The 15,153-nt window shown below is 63.9% G+C and carries 15 protein-coding genes and 1 pseudogene; 6 read left to right on the forward strand and 10 right to left on the reverse strand.

The genetic code is table 11. The features are described 5' to 3' along the window. Positions 1–96: 96 nt before the first annotated feature. Positions 97–819 carry an outer membrane protein gene (locus ABIC09_RS21740; RefSeq protein WP_354110497.1) on the reverse strand — a complete coding sequence of 241 codons (723 nt, stop codon included), beginning with the start codon at positions 817–819 and terminating at the stop codon, positions 97–99. A 225-nt stretch (positions 820–1,044) separates the two neighbouring features. Beyond that, a complete protein-coding gene (locus tag ABIC09_RS21745) occupies positions 1,045–1,365 on the reverse strand; it encodes a hypothetical protein (protein ID WP_148754377.1) in 321 nt (106 codons plus the stop codon). A 229-nt stretch (positions 1,366–1,594) separates the two neighbouring features. Here ABIC09_RS21745 and ABIC09_RS21750 point away from each other — a divergent pair, with 229 nt between their 5' ends. Then, positions 1,595–1,888: a hypothetical protein gene (locus ABIC09_RS21750; RefSeq protein WP_354110498.1), complete on the forward strand. Its 294-nt coding sequence runs from the start codon at positions 1,595–1,597 to the stop codon at positions 1,886–1,888. A gap of 84 nt (positions 1,889–1,972) precedes the next feature. On the opposite strand, the gene ABIC09_RS21755 is transcribed toward ABIC09_RS21750, so the two are convergent. From ABIC09_RS21755 to ABIC09_RS21780, 6 genes are all read right to left on the reverse strand, one after another. Next, the gene (locus tag ABIC09_RS21755) at positions 1,973–2,182 is read right to left on the reverse strand and encodes a hypothetical protein (protein ID WP_148754375.1); all 210 of its coding nucleotides are present in this window, start codon (positions 2,180–2,182) and stop codon (positions 1,973–1,975) included. After that, positions 2,179–2,343 (reverse strand): hypothetical protein, encoded by a 165-nt coding sequence (locus ABIC09_RS21760; RefSeq protein WP_354084183.1) that lies wholly within the window; start codon positions 2,341–2,343, stop codon positions 2,179–2,181. Before ABIC09_RS21760 ends, ABIC09_RS21755 begins: the two co-directional genes overlap by 4 nt. A 191-nt stretch (positions 2,344–2,534) precedes the next feature. Next, a complete protein-coding gene (locus tag ABIC09_RS21765; RefSeq protein WP_354031677.1) occupies positions 2,535–4,154 on the reverse strand; it encodes an ABC transporter ATP-binding protein in 1,620 nt (539 codons plus the stop codon). 2 nt (positions 4,155–4,156) lie between these two features. Next, positions 4,157–4,996, reverse strand: a complete 840-nt coding sequence (locus tag ABIC09_RS21770; protein WP_354084182.1) for an ABC transporter permease — start codon at positions 4,994–4,996, stop codon at positions 4,157–4,159. Further along, complete coding sequence (locus ABIC09_RS21775) at positions 4,993–5,964, reverse strand: ABC transporter permease (RefSeq protein ID WP_354110499.1); 972 nt, start codon at positions 5,962–5,964, stop codon at positions 4,993–4,995. Before ABIC09_RS21775 ends, ABIC09_RS21770 begins: the two co-directional genes overlap by 4 nt. A gap of 209 nt (positions 5,965–6,173) precedes the next feature. Further along, on the reverse strand, positions 6,174–7,724 hold the full coding sequence (locus tag ABIC09_RS21780; RefSeq protein WP_354110500.1) for an ABC transporter substrate-binding protein: 1,551 nt from the start codon (positions 7,722–7,724) through the stop codon (positions 6,174–6,176). Positions 7,725–7,940: 216 nt separating this feature from the next. Here ABIC09_RS21780 and ABIC09_RS21785 point away from each other — a divergent pair, with 216 nt between their 5' ends. The 3 genes and pseudogenes from ABIC09_RS21785 (at position 7,941) to ABIC09_RS21795 (ending at position 10,136) form a co-directional block, all read left to right on the forward strand. Beyond that, positions 7,941–8,609: a TetR/AcrR family transcriptional regulator gene (locus ABIC09_RS21785; RefSeq protein ID WP_354110501.1), complete on the forward strand. Its 669-nt coding sequence runs from the start codon at positions 7,941–7,943 to the stop codon at positions 8,607–8,609. Positions 8,610–8,860: 251 nt separating this feature from the next. Continuing rightward, positions 8,861–9,522 (forward strand): annotated as a pseudogene (locus ABIC09_RS21790) (DUF3313 domain-containing protein). 32 nt (positions 9,523–9,554) lie between these two features. Further along, positions 9,555–10,136, forward strand: a complete 582-nt coding sequence (locus ABIC09_RS21795; protein ID WP_354110502.1) for a DUF2147 domain-containing protein — start codon at positions 9,555–9,557, stop codon at positions 10,134–10,136. Positions 10,137–10,156: 20 nt separating this feature from the next. Here the strand turns inward: ABIC09_RS21795 and ABIC09_RS21800 are convergent, their stop codons facing one another. After that, positions 10,157–11,701, reverse strand: a complete 1,545-nt coding sequence (locus ABIC09_RS21800) for a winged helix-turn-helix domain-containing protein (protein WP_354110503.1) — start codon at positions 11,699–11,701, stop codon at positions 10,157–10,159. A gap of 134 nt (positions 11,702–11,835) precedes the next feature. Between ABIC09_RS21800 and mddA the strand changes: the two genes are divergently transcribed. Together mddA and ABIC09_RS21810 are read left to right on the forward strand one after the other, a co-directional pair. Next, positions 11,836–12,624: a methanethiol S-methyltransferase gene (mddA, locus tag ABIC09_RS21805; protein ID WP_148754366.1), complete on the forward strand. Its 789-nt coding sequence runs from the start codon at positions 11,836–11,838 to the stop codon at positions 12,622–12,624. 106 nt (positions 12,625–12,730) lie between these two features. Beyond that, positions 12,731–13,153 carry a GFA family protein gene (locus tag ABIC09_RS21810; RefSeq protein ID WP_148754365.1) on the forward strand — a complete coding sequence of 141 codons (423 nt, stop codon included), beginning with the start codon at positions 12,731–12,733 and terminating at the stop codon, positions 13,151–13,153. Positions 13,154–13,334: 181 nt separating this feature from the next. Here the strand turns inward: ABIC09_RS21810 and ABIC09_RS21815 are convergent, their stop codons facing one another. Further along, positions 13,335–14,894 carry a winged helix-turn-helix domain-containing tetratricopeptide repeat protein gene (locus ABIC09_RS21815; RefSeq protein ID WP_354110504.1) on the reverse strand — a complete coding sequence of 520 codons (1,560 nt, stop codon included), beginning with the start codon at positions 14,892–14,894 and terminating at the stop codon, positions 13,335–13,337. Positions 14,895–15,153 lie beyond the last annotated feature (259 nt).

Consider the following 15,153-nt stretch of genomic DNA (forward strand, 5'->3'; position numbering starts at 1 on the left):
AGTTGCACAATTGCTTGGCAAGTTCCGCAGAGCGAAAAAGGAAGGGCCGGCAGCGATGCCGGCCCTCGATAGCGAAGGGATCTTTTGAAGGCGCGATCAGTAGCGCGCGACCATCGGGCTCGCCCAGTTGAAGCGGTAGTTGAGGCCGGCCTTGAAGGTGTGGTCGTCGGTGGTGAAATTGCCGGTGCCGACCAGCGGACCCGCGGTGAAGTGCGCGTCGCCGAAATTGTAATACTGGTACTCGGCCTTGGCCGACCAGTTCGGCGCGAACATGTACTCGAGGCCGGCGCCGACGGTGTAGCCGTTGCGGTGATCGCCGGCGATGATGAAGCCGGTCGGCACGCCGCCGATCGTCACCTTCTCGTTGTTGTCCGAATAGGCGTAGCCGCCCTTCACGTAGAGCAGGCCCGGGCCCCAGGTGTAGCCGACGCGGCCGGTGATCGAGCCGAGGCCGCGCTGGTCGTTGGTGTAGGCCACGCCGCCCGGGAACACCGCGCCGACATTGCCGGAGAGCCAGGAATACTGAGCTTCAGCACCGATCACCCAGCTCGGGTTGAACTGCCAGTCTGCACCAGCCTGCAGACCACCGAGGAAACGGCCGTTGCCGTTGTTGCCGGTCGAGAGGCCGTTGAAATTGTTGTCGCTCGAGAACGCGCCGCCGAGATGCGCGCCGATATAGAAGCCGGTCCAGTTGTAGATCGGCGCGGCATAGGCCGGCGCCTTGTTGTAATAGGGGCGGGCGCCGAGATCGGCACCGATGGCCGGCGCAGCCGCGCCCAATGCGAGCAGCGCAACGGTCGCAAACAGAATCTTCTTCATAGTCCTAACTCCAACACTAAGGTCCCCGGCAGGCGCGCTCTGTCCGCGCCGTCGTTGGTTTTGCAGATAGCTGGCTTTTGACGAAAATGCTGTCACATGCATGGCACAACGACAGCCAACCTAAGTTATTGGGCTACAAATGATTTTCGTGCTTAATGCCGGCTTAAGAAGTGCTGAAGGAAGGCTTAATCCGGGAGCCTCTCGGTAACTTGTACGCGCTTCTTGTTAACCAAGACGCCGCAGCACCTCGTCGCGCATCTGCGCGCGGAAGGCCGCGCGCTTCGCTGGTCGGTCCTCCACGCGCACGTCGTGGCGATCGAAGATGTCGAACTTCTCCAGGATCGGATAGCGCTCGCTTGCCATCGCGAGCACGCGCAGCACCTTGGTCGCGGCCAGCGTCGGCCCGCTCACCTCCCAACGCCGGATCGTGTCGGCACCGCCCTTCTCCGGCAAGGCACACAGTTTCGCCATGTCGACCGCGGTGAGCTCGCGCTCTATGGCGTCGGAAAGGTCGGCGCGGAGTTGCTTCAATTCGGGGCCGGTCATGCTGCTCGCATTCGGGAGACTGCTGAAGCCAATGCACTAATGCTGATTCGGGTCCATCCGAAGGCAGCCATGGTCGCTCGGCGTGCCGGCCCAGGCGGCGCTGATTGTGCGGCGTCATGGCGCTACGGCACGTTTCCGCGCACACGGAGTTATGAACGGGGGCCTATGGGAATTCTTTGATGAATGAACATATGGCGCAGCAGGCGCGGAGCGAATGAAGGGATCAGTCATGACAACGACCAGGCTCGTCATAGCCGCACTCATCACGACCGGACTGCTTGCCGCGCCGTTCGCGGCTGAAGCGAAGAAGCACAGGTCGAGCCGACATTATGCCACCGGCGTGATGGCACCGACCTATAGCGGCCCCGGAGCGACTGCGGCGCAGCCGAGGACCTATTACGGGACATCCGGCCAGTCTGTCGGGACGGTGACGGCACCCTCGATCGGAACATATAACTGGCCGTCGGTCGGCGTCACCAACGCAGCCCCGACCTGGAGCAACACCAATCCGCCGATGCGATAGAGCCTGACTGCCGCGCGCGTCAGCCTTCCGCGCCGCGCGTTGCCTGATCAAGCCCAGCAACGGGAGTATCATTTGAGAGCGGCGCTAGGTGCCTCTGCCGCCCTGTTGACCCATCACGCAGCGCCATCCCGCCAGCCGCTCGGCGGGATGCTGGTTCATCCATTCGGCAAGCTGCGGTGCGCCCATCATGCAGGACCGCATCGAGATCTCGGCGAGGTCAGACGTGGTGACAATCTGCTCGTGGCAATTTCCCGGAGTCGAGAGACTGCAGAGCACTGCGATGATCTTGATCACGAGAGGTTACTCACGCCGTCGCGGCCGATCGCCGCCTTGTCTTGCCGCTCGCTTACCGGATCAGCCGACGGGAAGATGCTGTCATAGATCGCGCGTGCTTCCTGGATGAGGCGAACGCGTTCGCGCTCGGATTTTGAAACGAACTGAATAACCTGGCCCATGTCGGCTCCAAATCTATCGGCAAATCCACCATGAGATGATGGAGATCATTCCAATTCGATGTAGGAGGCCGTCTCCAGCTTTGAAGCTGCGCGGGCGGTCACGAGGAATAAAAAGCGCGTGACTGCGCCGGCGCTGCGGATTCGGTTCGATTCGGTCCAATTGTCCGGAGCCGAACCGAATACCGTCCGAGTCACGCTGCCGGCGCGCGCTCCTTCTGCCCCGGCACCGCCGCGAGCAGCTCGCGCGTATAGGGATGCTCGGGCGCGGCGAAGAGCTGCGCGGTCGGCTTCAGCTCGACGATGACGCCACGCTGCATCACCGCTATGCGGTCGCAGATCTGGGCGGCGACGCGGAGATCGTGGGTGATGAACAGCATCGAGAGCCCAAGGCGCGCCTTGAGGTCTTCGAGCAGCCTCAGCACCTGCGCCTGCACCGAGACGTCGAGTGCGGAGACGGCTTCGTCGGCGACGATGATCTCGGGTTCGAGCGCGAGCGCGCGCGCAATGCCGATGCGCTGGCGCTGGCCGCCGGAGAATTCATGCGGATAGCGCTCGAGCGCCCCGGCGTCCAGGCCGACCATCTTGAGGAGATCGCGAGCGCGGTCGAATGCGGCCTTCGAATCAGCGCCGGCCGCGATCGGGCCGTCGGCGATGATGTGGCCGATCTTGCGGCGCGGGTTGAGCGAAGCGAACGGATCCTGAAAGATCATCTGGATGCGATGGCGTTCGGCGCGCAGCGCCTTGCCTGAGAGTTGCGTGAGATCGGTGTCGCCGATCCGCACCGTGCCGCGATCGGCCTCGATCAACCGCATCACCAGCCGCGCCACCGACGATTTGCCGGAGCCGGATTCGCCAACGAGGCCGAGCGTCTCGCCCTTGAGGATGTTGAAGTTCACCGCGCGCGCGGCATCGACGCGACGGTCTTCGCGAAACCAGCCGCCCGAGGTGACGTAGGTCTTGTCGAGCCCGATCACTTCGACGGCTCGGGCCTGATCGTCGAGGGGCGCGCGCGCCGGCGGGTGCATCGACGGCACGGCGGCGAGCAGTGCCTTGGTGTAATCGTGCTTTGGCTCGTTGAAGACGGTCGCGGCGGGGCCTTCCTCCACGACCTTGCCATGCCGGAGCACCACGACCTGGTCGGCGATATCGGCGACGACACCAAAGTCATGAGTGATGAACATCACCGCCATGTTGCGGCTGCGCTGGAGATTGCGGATCAGTTTCAGGATCTGTGCCTGCGTCGTGACATCGAGCGCGGTGGTCGGTTCGTCGGCGACCAGCACGGCCGGCTCGAGCGCGAGCGCCATCGCGATCATGGCGCGCTGGCGCTGGCCGCCGGAGAGCTGGTGCGGATAGGCGCGCACGATGCGCTCGGGGTCGGGCAGGCCGACCTCGCGCGCCAGAGACAGCGCCTTCGCGCGTCGCTCTCTCGGCGTGAGCAGACCGTGGGCCTCGAACATCTCCGCCATCTGATCGCCGATCCGCATCAAAGGATTGAGCGCGGTCATCGGCTCCTGAAAGATCATCGCGAGACGACGGCCGCGCAGGTCGCGCCACCTGTCATCGTCGAGCTTGAGCAGGTCGCGGCCTTCGAACTGGATCTCGCCGGAGGTGACGCTCACCGTATCCGGCAGCAGCCCCATCAGCGCATGCGCGCACATCGACTTGCCGGAGCCGGATTCGCCGACGACGCAGACGATCTTGCCGGGGCGCAAATCGAGCGAGACGCCATCGACGGCGAAGGGGCGTTCGGCTCCCTTGGGCAGCGCGATCCGCAAGTTCTTGATGGAGACGGCGGGCGGGGCGGTTATCATCAGCGTCCTTCCCGCGACAGGCGCGGATTGAGCGCGTCGTTGAGGCCTTCGCCAATCAGGTTCAGTCCCAACACGGAGATCAGGATCGCGACGCCGGGAAACACGGTGATCCACCAGGCCTGGCGGATCACGGTGCGGCCGGCGCCGACCATGTAGCCCCACGAGATCAGATTGGGATCGCCGAGGCCGAGAAAGGACAGCGAGGATTCCAGCAGGATTGCGGTCGCCACCATCAGCGAGGCCAGCACGATCACCGGCGACAGCGCGTTGGGCAGAATCTCGCGCAGGATGATCCAGGTGTTGCTCTGCCCGGTGACCACGGCGGCCTGGACATATTCGCGCGTGCGCAGCGACAGCACCTCGCCGCGGACAAGGCGCGCGACAGGCGGCCAGCTCACCACTGCGATCGAGGCCACGATCGAGTAGATCGACGGCTGCAGGATTGCCACCAGCACGATCGCGAGCGCGAAGCTCGGAATGGTCTGGAAGAACTCGGTGAAGCGCATCAGCGCGTCATCGACCTTGCCGCCGAAATAGCCGGCCATGGCGCCGATCGGCACGCCGACGACGAGTGCGACCAGCGTCGAGACGAGGCCGACCAGCAGCGAGACGCGTGCGCCAAAGATCATGCCGGCGAATACGTCGCGGCCAAGTGCGTCGGTGCCCAGCGGTACGGTCGCGAGCGTGAACGGCGGCAGGAACGGCCGTTGCACCATGCGCCAGGGCGAATTCGGGAACAGCAACGGCCCGAACACCGCAACCGAGATCGCAAGCAGCAGGATGACGAGCCCGATGACGCCGCTCGGGCTCTTCAGCATCGATTTCCAGAACTGTTTCATGCGGCGAATTCGATGCGTGGGTCGACCAGTCGATAGACCAGGTCGGTGATGAGGTTGAAGATCAGCACCATGACCGAGCAGGTCACGAACACGCCGAGCAGCAGATTGTAGTCACGCTGCAGCAGCGCGTCGTACATCAGACGCCCGATGCCGGGCCAGGCGAACACGGTCTCCGTGATGACGGCGCCGCCGATCAGCGTGCCGGCATGGACGCCGGCGAGCGTGACGACGGGGAGCAGCGCGTTGCGCAGCACGTGACGGCGCTGGATCACGGCGTCGGAAAGGCCCTTGGCGCGCGCGGTCTTGACGAAGTCGAGCCGCTTCACCTCCAGCATCGAGGCGCGCGTCATGCGGGTATAGGTCGCCATGAAGAACAGGCCGAGCGCCATCGCCGGCATGATCAGGTGCTTTGCGACATCGATGAGATGGGCGAGGCCGGTGAGGTTGGAGCCGACCGTCTCGTAACCGAAGCTCGGCAGCCAGTCGACCGCGACCGAGAACAGCAGGATTCCCATCAGCGCGACCCAGAAGATCGGCATGGCGTAGAAGATCAGCGCAAAGATCGTGATGGCGGTGTCGAGGAAGGTTCCGGCGAAGCGGGCGGCGAAAGTGCCGAACAGGACCCCGAGCGCGAGCGAGATCGCGAACGCGGTCAGCGTCAACAACAGCGTTGCCGGCAGCCGCTCCAGGATCAACTTCGACACCGGCGCCTGCTGGCGGAAGGAGAAGCCGAGGTCGAGGGTTGCGATGCCCTTGACGTAGATGAAGAGCTGCTCGGGCAGCGGCTTGTCGAGGCCGAACTTTTCCCGCAGCTGCTGGACGAAGACCTGGTCGCTGGCGCCGGCCTCGCCGGCCATCACGACCGCGGGGTCGCCGGGCGCAAGCCGGATCAGGAAGAAATTGAGGACGACGATCGCGAGCAGGACGATCACGCCCTTCACGACACGCTGAGCGACGAAAGAGAGCATCTAGAGAGTCATATCTTGTAACGTGACCTGGAGCCGCGGTGACGGTGGGCTGCCTCGCCCCGCGTGCGGGGAGAGGGTTGGGGTGAGGGGGACTCTCCGCGAGGGTATCAGCAGTTGGACTCGTGGAGACTCCCCCTCACCCGAATGTGCGCTATGCGCACATTCGACCTCTCCCCGCACGCGGGGAGAGGTGAAGAAGAGGGCAGGGCTCACTTGTCGAGCCATGCGTCCTTGAAGCCGTCATTGACCCCGATCCCGGTGGTGATCAGGTTCTTGACCTTGCAGCGCATGATGGTCGGGAATTGCAGCTCGAGCATCCAGGCCACCGGCACGTCCTCGACCAGGATCTTCTGCGCCTTCTCGTAGATCTCCTTGCGCTTGGAGTCAGGCGTTGCGACCGCGCCATCGGCGAACAGCTTGTCGATCTCGGGGTTGGAGTAGCCCTCGACATTGTTGAACACCTGGCCCTTGGCGATGGCGCTTGAGACGTAGTTGCGGCCGACGCCGAGTGCGGGATCGCCGTACTGGTAGAGATAGGTGAAGGCGATATCGTAATCCCAGTCGCCGATCTTCTGGTTGCCGCCGGCAACGTCGGTGGCGATGGTCTCGATGTTCATGCCGACGTCCATGAGATTCTGCTTCACGGCTTCACCCCAGCGCTGCCAGGTCTCGCCATAGGCGAGCGGCAACAAGCGGATCTTCTCGCCCTTGTAGCCGGCTTCCTTCAACAGCGCCTTGGCCTTGGCCGGATCGTACGGATATTTCGGCACGTCATCGGTGTAGTACTTGATGGTCGAGGCCGAGGGACCGGTTGCGACCTTGCCGAGCCCGTTCCAGATCACGTCCTTGGCGAAATCGCGGTCGATCGCATACATGATCGCCTGCCGCACCCGCTTGTCGGCGAGCGGTCCCTGGCGGTTGTTCAGCCACAGCCAGGCCAGCGGCGAGAAGAACTCCCAGCCCGCGCCGGTGACGCAAGTGTCCTTCAGCTTGGACAGCCGCGGCACGTCGAAATTCTCGACCGAGCCTCCGGGCAGCACGTCGACCTTGCCGGTCTCATAGGCCACCGAGCGCGCGGCGGCGTCGGGGATGATCTGCCAGTAGATCTCGTCGATATAGGGCTTGCCCTTCTCGTAGTAGTTCGGGTTCTTGACCAGCCGGATGAACGAGCCCTTCTGCCATTCCTTGAACATGAAGGGGCCGGTGCCGACCGGCGCGTTGTTGTAGGGATTGGTCTTCCAGTCGGTGCCGTCATAGAGATGCTTCGGCACCATCGGCATCGAGCCGACCTCGAAGATGCCGAGGAACGGGCCGAACGGCTGCTTCAGCGTGAAGACGACAGTATAATCGTCGGGCGCCTCGACCTTGTCGACCTGCGCGAGGTTGTTGCGGGCACGCGCATGGGTCTGCTTCAGCATCTCGACCGAGAACAGCACATCGGCCGCGGTGAAAGGCTTGCCGTCATGCCAGGTGACGCCCTTCCTGAGCTTGAAGGTGTAGGTCTTGGCGTCCTCGCTGACGCTCCAGCTCTCGGCGAGCTCCGGAACCGGCTCGAGCTTGGGGCTGTAGCGCAGCAAGCCCTCGAAGATGTTGCCCGATACCATCTGGGTCGGACCGTTCTGGATCATCGCAAGCATCAGGCCGGGCGGCTCGGGCTGGATCACGGCATTGATCGTGCCCCCCATTTTCGGCTCTTGCGCCAGCGCCGAGGCCGTGAGGCCGCAAGCCAGGAGGAGACCAAGCAACACTCGTTTCGACATGTCGTATCTTTCTCAAGCGAGACCAGCCGTAAACGCTTCGCAACGTCCTCGCGCGCGAAGCGACGGCCGGCCCATCCCAGTCCCCATCCACCATCGAGGCTCACATAGTCTCATTCGGCGCCGCAAGATGAAAGTCTCGACAGTGTTCGCACAAAAAATGTACAGCGCGTCCTGTTTTCACTTGATTCATGTTCTTGTCACGGAGACAAGTCGGCCATGGACAATGCCACACGCTCCGAACGATCCCGCAACGCTGCGCTCGAAGCGGCGATCAGGATCATTGCGCGCGACGGGCCCGGCCGGCTGACGCTCGATGCCATCGCGCGCGAGAGTGGTCTCAGCAAGGGCGGCGTGATGCACCAGTTCCGTACCAAGGAAGCTGTGCTCAAGGCGCTGCTGGAGCGGCAGATGGAGCATTTCGAGGAATTCTCGACCGGCTATATGGCGAAGGTGAGCGCAACCTCGGCAAATCCCAATTTGGCGACCCAGCTCGCCACCGTGCGGGAAGCGGCCACGTCGCCGAATTCCGCCGCGCTGGCGCTCGTTGCGGCCATGGTCGAGAACCCCGGCCTGATGATGTTGCCGCGTGAGCGGGAGATGAAGAGAGTGGCGGCCATCAAGGCGGAGTCCGCCGATCCCGATCTCGCGCTGTTGCGCTGGGCTGCGGCCCGTGGACTGCTTTTGAGCTCGCTATTCGGCATGTCGCCGCTCAGCAAGGACGAGCATGATCGCCTGTTTGCGCGTCTGCTCGACGACGGGCAATGGGCCGGCGTCGAGCAGCCGGCCAAGGAACGGCCGGCCAAGGAACAGCCGGCCAAGGCACGCGCCGCAAGGTCCGGCGCAGCACCGGTGGCAAAGGCCGCAACCCCGCGCAAACGCGCCTGATTCATCATTAACAAATTCCAACCGGCCGCTGCCCAAAGCTGCGCCTGCGGCCAAATGTGCCAGGTGTCATCTTGGCATTTACAAACCAACTGGTCGGTTTTATATATAACAACACTGAGGCGGCCCAAGGCTTCTGAATTGGCCCCGGACGATGCCTTGGGTTGGCAATGGTGAGCCCCGCAGCCGCGTCTGGTCCCACACGCGGCTGCGGTCGCCTTTGCCTTTCGACGAGCCGCAAAGGAGTTTCTGCAATGGATCGCTCGATCGCCCTGCGCGGTCTGGGAACGCTGGTGCTTGGCGCGGCCGTCGCCGGCTGCGCCTCGGTTGCGCCCGTGCCCTATTCGGAGATGGCGTCCTCGGCCTACATGGCCCCGGACAAGTCGGATAGCTCCGGCCGCGTGCCCTACCGCTACTCCACACCGGTCGACTGGCGCGCTTATCATAAAGTGATGCTCGATCCGGTCGTGGTCTACCGCGGCAAGGACCATCAGTTCGGCGACATCTCCGACAAGGACAAGGCGACACTCGCCGCCTACATGCAGAACTGCTTCGCAGATCGGCTGCGAGGCCGCTTCGCCGTGGTGCGTGAGCGCGGGCCGAACACGCTTCGGATCAGGCTCACGCTCACCGGCGCCGTCACCAACACGCCCGTGCTCGGCACGCTTTCGCGTTTCGACACGGCCGGCGCGGTCTACAACGGCGTGCAGGCCGCGCGTGATGGCGAGGGAATGATGACCGGTTCGGTCATCTATGGCTCGAGATCTTCGACGCCGCAACCTCGCGCCTGATCAGCGCCTACGTCACCAAGCAATACCCCGGCGCCTACGACATCAAGGCCAGCGTCGGCGCGCTCGCGGCCGCCACCGCCGGCCTTGATAAGGGCGCCGACGCGCTGATGGCACAACTCAACTGACGCTCAAACCCAGCCAACGAAAGGTGCCGCTGATGAACTTTCTCCTTCGCTTCGTGCTGCGCGTCGCCATCACCGTCGTGATGATGGTGCTCGGCGGCCGCGCCGGCGCCGTCACGCCCAATGATCCCAGCGGTACCTGGCTCGACGAGGACGGTCGCGCGCGGATCAGGCTCGAGCGCTGCGGACCGTCGCGCGACCGCATCTGCGGCTTCATCGTCTGGATGAAGGAGCCGGCCGACAAGCGCGGGCAGCCTCACCGCGACAAGGAAAATCCCGACCCCGACAAGCGCCCCCGCGCGCTGCTCGGCCACCAGCTGATCATGGGCCTGCAGGCGACGTCCGATGGCCGGTTCGCCGGCGACATCTACAATGCCGAGGACGGCAAGTTCTATTCGGTCTCGCTCTGGCGCGAATCCGCCGACCGCCTCAAGCTCAAGGGCTGCCTGATCAAGTTGTTGTGCCAGACCCAGACCTGGCAGCAGACCCTCGACGTGCAGCCCGGCCAGCTGGTCGGCCTGACCGGCGATCTCAACGGCCCCCGCGCCGACAAGGACTGGGCCGCCGCGCCCGCACCGAAGCCGATACAGGTCAAGACGGAAGCCAAAACGAAATAGCGGCGCGTCAGTCGCGCCGATCACCTCAACCCCGCGCGCCGAAATCCTTCCAGATAGTGCTCGCGATCCGCGTCATTGGCCCACGGCAGTTGCGTCGCGATCCAATGCAGTGAGATGTTGGGCTGGGTGCGGCGCAGCTCTCCCAGCGCCATATCCGCAAGCGCGCCGTCGCCGGTCATGCCGGCGGAAACGGCGAGCACGCGATAGGCGCCAGTGAGATCGCCGCGATGGCGGATCGCCTCGCGCGCGAGCGCGATCGCCTCGTCATACCGCCGCTCGGTGAAGCGCGCATAGCCGGCGATGCCGTAATAGATCGCCAGCGACGGATCGCGCGGCGAGAGCCTGATCGCCTTTTGCGCCGCCTCGAACGAGTCGCTAGGTCGTCCGGCATAGGACAGCGCCAGCGCGTAGTAGCCCTGTGCCAGCGAGAAGTTCGGATTGAGCGCGAGCGCCTGCTCGAACTCGGACAGCGCGTCCGCAAGCCGGCTCGTCGAGAAGCAGACGCTGCCGAGCGCGGCATGGGCCCAGGCATTCTCGTGGTCGCAGCGCATTGCGGCGAGCGCGGCGCTCTCCGCGATCGGCGCCGTCGTGGCAAGCTCGGCCCAGCCCAGATGCACGCCGAACATATGGCTCGCCGCCAGCACCGCCAGCGCCTGGCCGTAATCCGGATCGATCGCGATTGCGCGCTCGAGCAGCTTCTGCGCCGCGGCGTGGTCCTGCGGCGTTATCCGCCAGTAATGCGACAGCGCCTGCATCAGCAGGTCCCAGGCATCAAGGCTCGATGGAGGCTTGCGACGCGTACGAAAATTCTCCGCGGCGTGGATCTGCGGCTCGATCGCCGCGACGATCCGCTCGGTGATCTCATCCTGCACGGCGAAGACGTCGACCAGCTCGCGGTCGTAGCGCTCGGCCCAGAGATGCCCGCCGGTGGTGGCATCGTTGAGCTGCGCGGTGATGCGCACGCGGTTGTCCACCTTGCGCACGCTACCCTCGTAGCGAACGCCGAGCTCCTCGGCGATCTGCTTGATGTGGACCGCGCGCCCCTTGTAGGTGAAGGACGAGTTGCGGGCGATCACGATGAACCAGCGCTGCTTCGACAGCGCGGTGAGGATGTCCTCGCTGATTCCGTCGCCGAAATATTCCTGGGCGGGATCGCCGCTCATGTTCTCGAAGGCGAGCACCGCGATGCCCGGACGGTCGGCGGCAACGCGCGGGGAACCCGGTGCGACCTCGGCCGGAATAGGCTTTGCTGCCACATCTTCCCGAACTTCGCCGACGAAACGAAAGCCCTTGCGTGGAATCGTCTTGATCAGCCGCTGCGTCGCTCCATCGTCTCCCAGCGCCTTGCGCGCGGCGTTGATCCGGCTGTTCAGCGCGGAATCCGAGACGATGCGATCGCTCCAGATCTGGCTGATCAGGTCATCCTTGCTGACCACCCGCGCGCGTTCCGCGACCAGATAAAGCAGGAGATCGAACACTTGCGGCTGCAACGGAATGGCCGTCCCGCCGCAGGTCAGCTCCCGCAGGTTGCCGTCGAGCACATTGTTTTCAAAGAGAAATCGCACGTTTCTGTCGTCTCAAGCAAAAATCAAAGTCGTCTCAGGCGAAAATCAACCGTCCGCGAAAGTCAGGGCACGTCCGATGCGGCATGGTGCAGCGACCAATGAAGTGCCGATGTTTTGGCACAACGGAGCTGCTTATGACCCAAATTGATCATCAGGTTCATTCCCTGCACCCCGACGTTTCGGGCTCGAGAGTTTTCAAGTTCATCGCCTTTCTTTACGGAATTGCGGCGTATCTCGTGTTTTTCGTTACGATTGTCTACGCGATCGGCTTTGTGATGGGGCTGGTGGTGCCGAAGACCATCGACACCGGCACCGACACGCCGACGGCCGAAGCCGTGATCATCAATCTGCTGCTGATGACGCTGTTCGCCGTTCAACACAGCGTGATGGCGCGCCAGCGCTTCAAGGCGTGGTGGACCCGATTCGTCCCCAAGCCGGTCGAGCGCTCGACCTACGTGCTGTTCGCGAGCCTGTCATTGCTCCTCCTGTTCTGGCAGTGGCGACCGTTGCCGTCGGTCATATGGGACGTCGCCGATCCGGATCTTGCCGTGACGCTGGTCACGCTGTCGTTCGCAGGCTGGGTGCTGGTGTTCATCTCGACCTTCATCATCAATCATTTCGAATTGTTCGGATTGCATCAGGTGACCAACCATCTCGTCGGCAAGGAGGCCGCACCGCCGCGGTTCAAGACGCCGCTGCTCTACAAATTCGTCCGTCACCCGATCTATCTCGGCTTTATCATCGCCTTCTGGGCGGCACCGACCATGACCGCAGGCCATCTGCTGTTCGCGGCCGTGACCACGGCCTACATCTTCGTCGGCATCGCGCTGGAGGAGCACGATCTCGTCGATCTCTTTGGCGACGAATACCGGCAGTACAAACAACGGGTGTCGATGCTTATTCCCTGGCGCCGGTCAGTCTAGCCGCCGCGTGTTCCGTCGCGCGTCCGCCGATCGGAGGACGCGCGACAGGACTTCATTTGCTATCCAAGGATCTGAATCCCAATTTCCACCTCAGGAGACAACCAAGATGAAACATGTCGGACACTGCTTCTGCGGCGCGGTCACGGTCGAGGTCACGGGCGAACCAGCGGCGATGGGCTATTGTCACTGCCGTTCCTGCCGCTCGTGGTCGGGCGGACCGGTAAACGCTTTCAGCCTGTGGAAGCCGGAGGCCGTGCGCATCACCGAAGGCGCGCAGAACGTCGAGACCTTCGTCAAGACGCCGCTCAGCCAGCGCAAATATTGCGGGAAGTGCGGCGGTCATCTCATGACCAACCACCCGCCGCTCGATTTGATCGACGTCTTCACCGCCACCATCCCGACGCTCGCCTTCACGCCCGGCGTCCACGTCAACTATTCCGAGACGGTGCTGCCGATGCGCGACGGCCTGCCCAAGCTGAAGGATTTTCCCGCCGAGTTCGGCGGCAGCGGCGAGATGGTGCAGGAGTAGCGGGCCTTCTTCCCTTCTCCCCTTGTGGGAGAAGGTGGCGCGAAGCGCCGGATGAGGGGTTTTCTCCAATCGCGAGACTGCTCGTGAGGACAGAGACCCCTCACCCGGCTTCGATGCTACGCATCGAAGCCACCCTCTCCCACAAGGGGCGAGGGTGCACCGTCATTGTGGAGAGAAGGATCTACCTCATCCCCGCGCGCCGAAATCCTTCGAGATAATGCGCGCGGTCCTCTTCCCGCAGCATCGGCAGCTCCCGCGTGATCCAGGCGAGCGAGATGCCGGGCTGGGTGCGTCGCAATCCTTCCAGCGCGGAGGCGGCGAGTGCGGGATCGCCGGACATGCCGGCGGCCGCTGTCAGCACGCGATGCGCGCCGACGAAATCGGCCCGCTGCCGCATCGATTCCCGCGCCATCTGCATGGCGTCCTCGTAATTGCGGCCGATGAACTGGGCGTAGCCGGCAACGCCGCAATAGATCGCAGCAAGCGGATCGCGCGGGCTGAGCTGTAGCGCGCGGCGTGCAGCCGCATCGCCGTCCTGCCAGCGTCCGGCGTAGCATAGCGTGACGCCGTAGAAGGCATGGGCCATCGCGAAATTCGGATTGAGCGTCAGCGTCAGCTCGAATTCCGCCAGCGCGTCGTCGAAGCGACGCCGGAACAGATAGGCATAGGCGAGACCGTGATGGGCCCAGGCGTCGTCGCGATCGGCCTCGACCGCGGCAAGCGCCGCGCGTTCGGCAACCGGGACAGTCGCGGCCATATCGGCCCAGCCCATATGCGCACCAAAAATGTGGCTGGTGGCGAGCAGGCCCAGCGCCTTGCCATAGGCGGGGTCGATGGCGATCGCCTGCTCGAGCAGCGCCTGCGCCGATGCATTGTCCTCGCGCGTGATGTGCCAGTAATGCGACAGCGCGCGCATCACGAAGTCCCAGGCGTCGAGGCTGCCCGGCGGCTTCTGCTGGGCACGAAAATTTTCGGCGGCGTAGAGCTGCGGCTCGATCGCGGCGACGATGGCTTCGGTGATCTCGTCCTGTACAGCAAAGATGTCGGCAAGCTCGCGGTCGTAGCGCTCGGCCCAGAGATGGCCGCCGGTCGAGACATCGTTGAGCTGGGCGGAGATGCGCACGCGATCGCCGCTTCGCCGCACGCTGCCTTCGAGCACGTAGCGTACGCCGAGCTCGCGCGCGATCTCGTGGAGATGCACGGCGCGGCCCTTGTAGACGAAGGAGGAGTTGCGCGCGACGACGAAGAACCAGCGCAGCTTCGACAATGCGGTGATGATGTCTTCGCTGATGCCGTCGGAGAAATAGTCCTGCTCGCGGTCGCCGCTCATATTGGTAAAGGGCAGCACGGCGATCGCGGGGCGGTCGGGCAGCGCAGGCATCGCGTGCGACGTTGTGACGCTGCGGCGCGGTTCCATCGCTGCCGCGGCGGACTTGGTCTCGACGTCGCCGACGAAGCGAAAGCCCTTGCGCGCGATGGTGCGGATCAGCGCCTGGTTCGCGCCGCTGTCGCCGATCGCCTTGCGCGCGGCATTGATCCGGCTGGTCAATGTCGATTCGGAAACGCTGCGGCCGTGCCAGATCTTGTCGATCAGCTCGTCCTTGCTGACGACCCGGTCGCGGTTCTCCATCAGGTGGACCACGAGGTCGAAGACCTGCGGTTCCACGGACACGGGAACCTGCTCGCGACTCAGCTCGCGCCGGTCGGTATCGAGAAGGTGGTCCTGGAACAGAAACTGCACGTCGAAAACTCAGACCTCACAACGACATCAGGCAATAATGAAATCAAATGGGATTCGACTTGAAGTCTGTGAGTCCGCGGGAAGGTCAGTTCGGTTCACCGCGAGGCCAGATGGCTGCTATGCCATTTGCGCGGAGGAATGCAACCTGAGTTAGAAGGTGACCACTTAAAGTGTGGACAGGAATGCGACTCGCGTCGCCGTCATTGCGAGCGCAGCGAAGCAATCCAGAATCCCGCCGCGGCGACAGTGTGGATGACGG

Source organism: Bradyrhizobium sp. S3.12.5, assembly GCF_040548225.1.
Classification (GTDB): domain Bacteria; phylum Pseudomonadota; class Alphaproteobacteria; order Rhizobiales; family Xanthobacteraceae; genus Bradyrhizobium; species Bradyrhizobium cytisi.

Coding starts and splice junctions, on each gene's coding strand:
- ABIC09_RS21740 (WP_354110497.1), bottom strand. CDS start 819: ATGAAGAAGATTCTGTTTGCGACCGTTGCGCTGCTCGCATTGGGCGCG.
- ABIC09_RS21745 (WP_148754377.1), bottom strand. CDS start 1,365: ATGACCGGCCCCGAATTGAAGCAACTCCGCGCCGACCTTTCCGACGCC.
- ABIC09_RS21750 (WP_354110498.1), top strand. CDS start 1,595: ATGACAACGACCAGGCTCGTCATAGCCGCACTCATCACGACCGGACTG.
- ABIC09_RS21760 (WP_354084183.1), bottom strand. CDS start 2,343: ATGGGCCAGGTTATTCAGTTCGTTTCAAAATCCGAGCGCGAACGCGTT.
- ABIC09_RS21770 (WP_354084182.1), bottom strand. CDS start 4,996: ATGAAACAGTTCTGGAAATCGATGCTGAAGAGCCCGAGCGGCGTCATC.
- ABIC09_RS21775 (WP_354110499.1), bottom strand. CDS start 5,964: ATGCTCTCTTTCGTCGCTCAGCGTGTCGTGAAGGGCGTGATCGTCCTG.
- ABIC09_RS21780 (WP_354110500.1), bottom strand. CDS start 7,724: ATGTCGAAACGAGTGTTGCTTGGTCTCCTCCTGGCTTGCGGCCTCACG.
- ABIC09_RS21785 (WP_354110501.1), top strand. CDS start 7,941: ATGGACAATGCCACACGCTCCGAACGATCCCGCAACGCTGCGCTCGAA.
- ABIC09_RS21795 (WP_354110502.1), top strand. CDS start 9,555: ATGAACTTTCTCCTTCGCTTCGTGCTGCGCGTCGCCATCACCGTCGTG.
- mddA (WP_148754366.1), top strand. CDS start 11,836: ATGACCCAAATTGATCATCAGGTTCATTCCCTGCACCCCGACGTTTCG.
- ABIC09_RS21810 (WP_148754365.1), top strand. CDS start 12,731: ATGAAACATGTCGGACACTGCTTCTGCGGCGCGGTCACGGTCGAGGTC.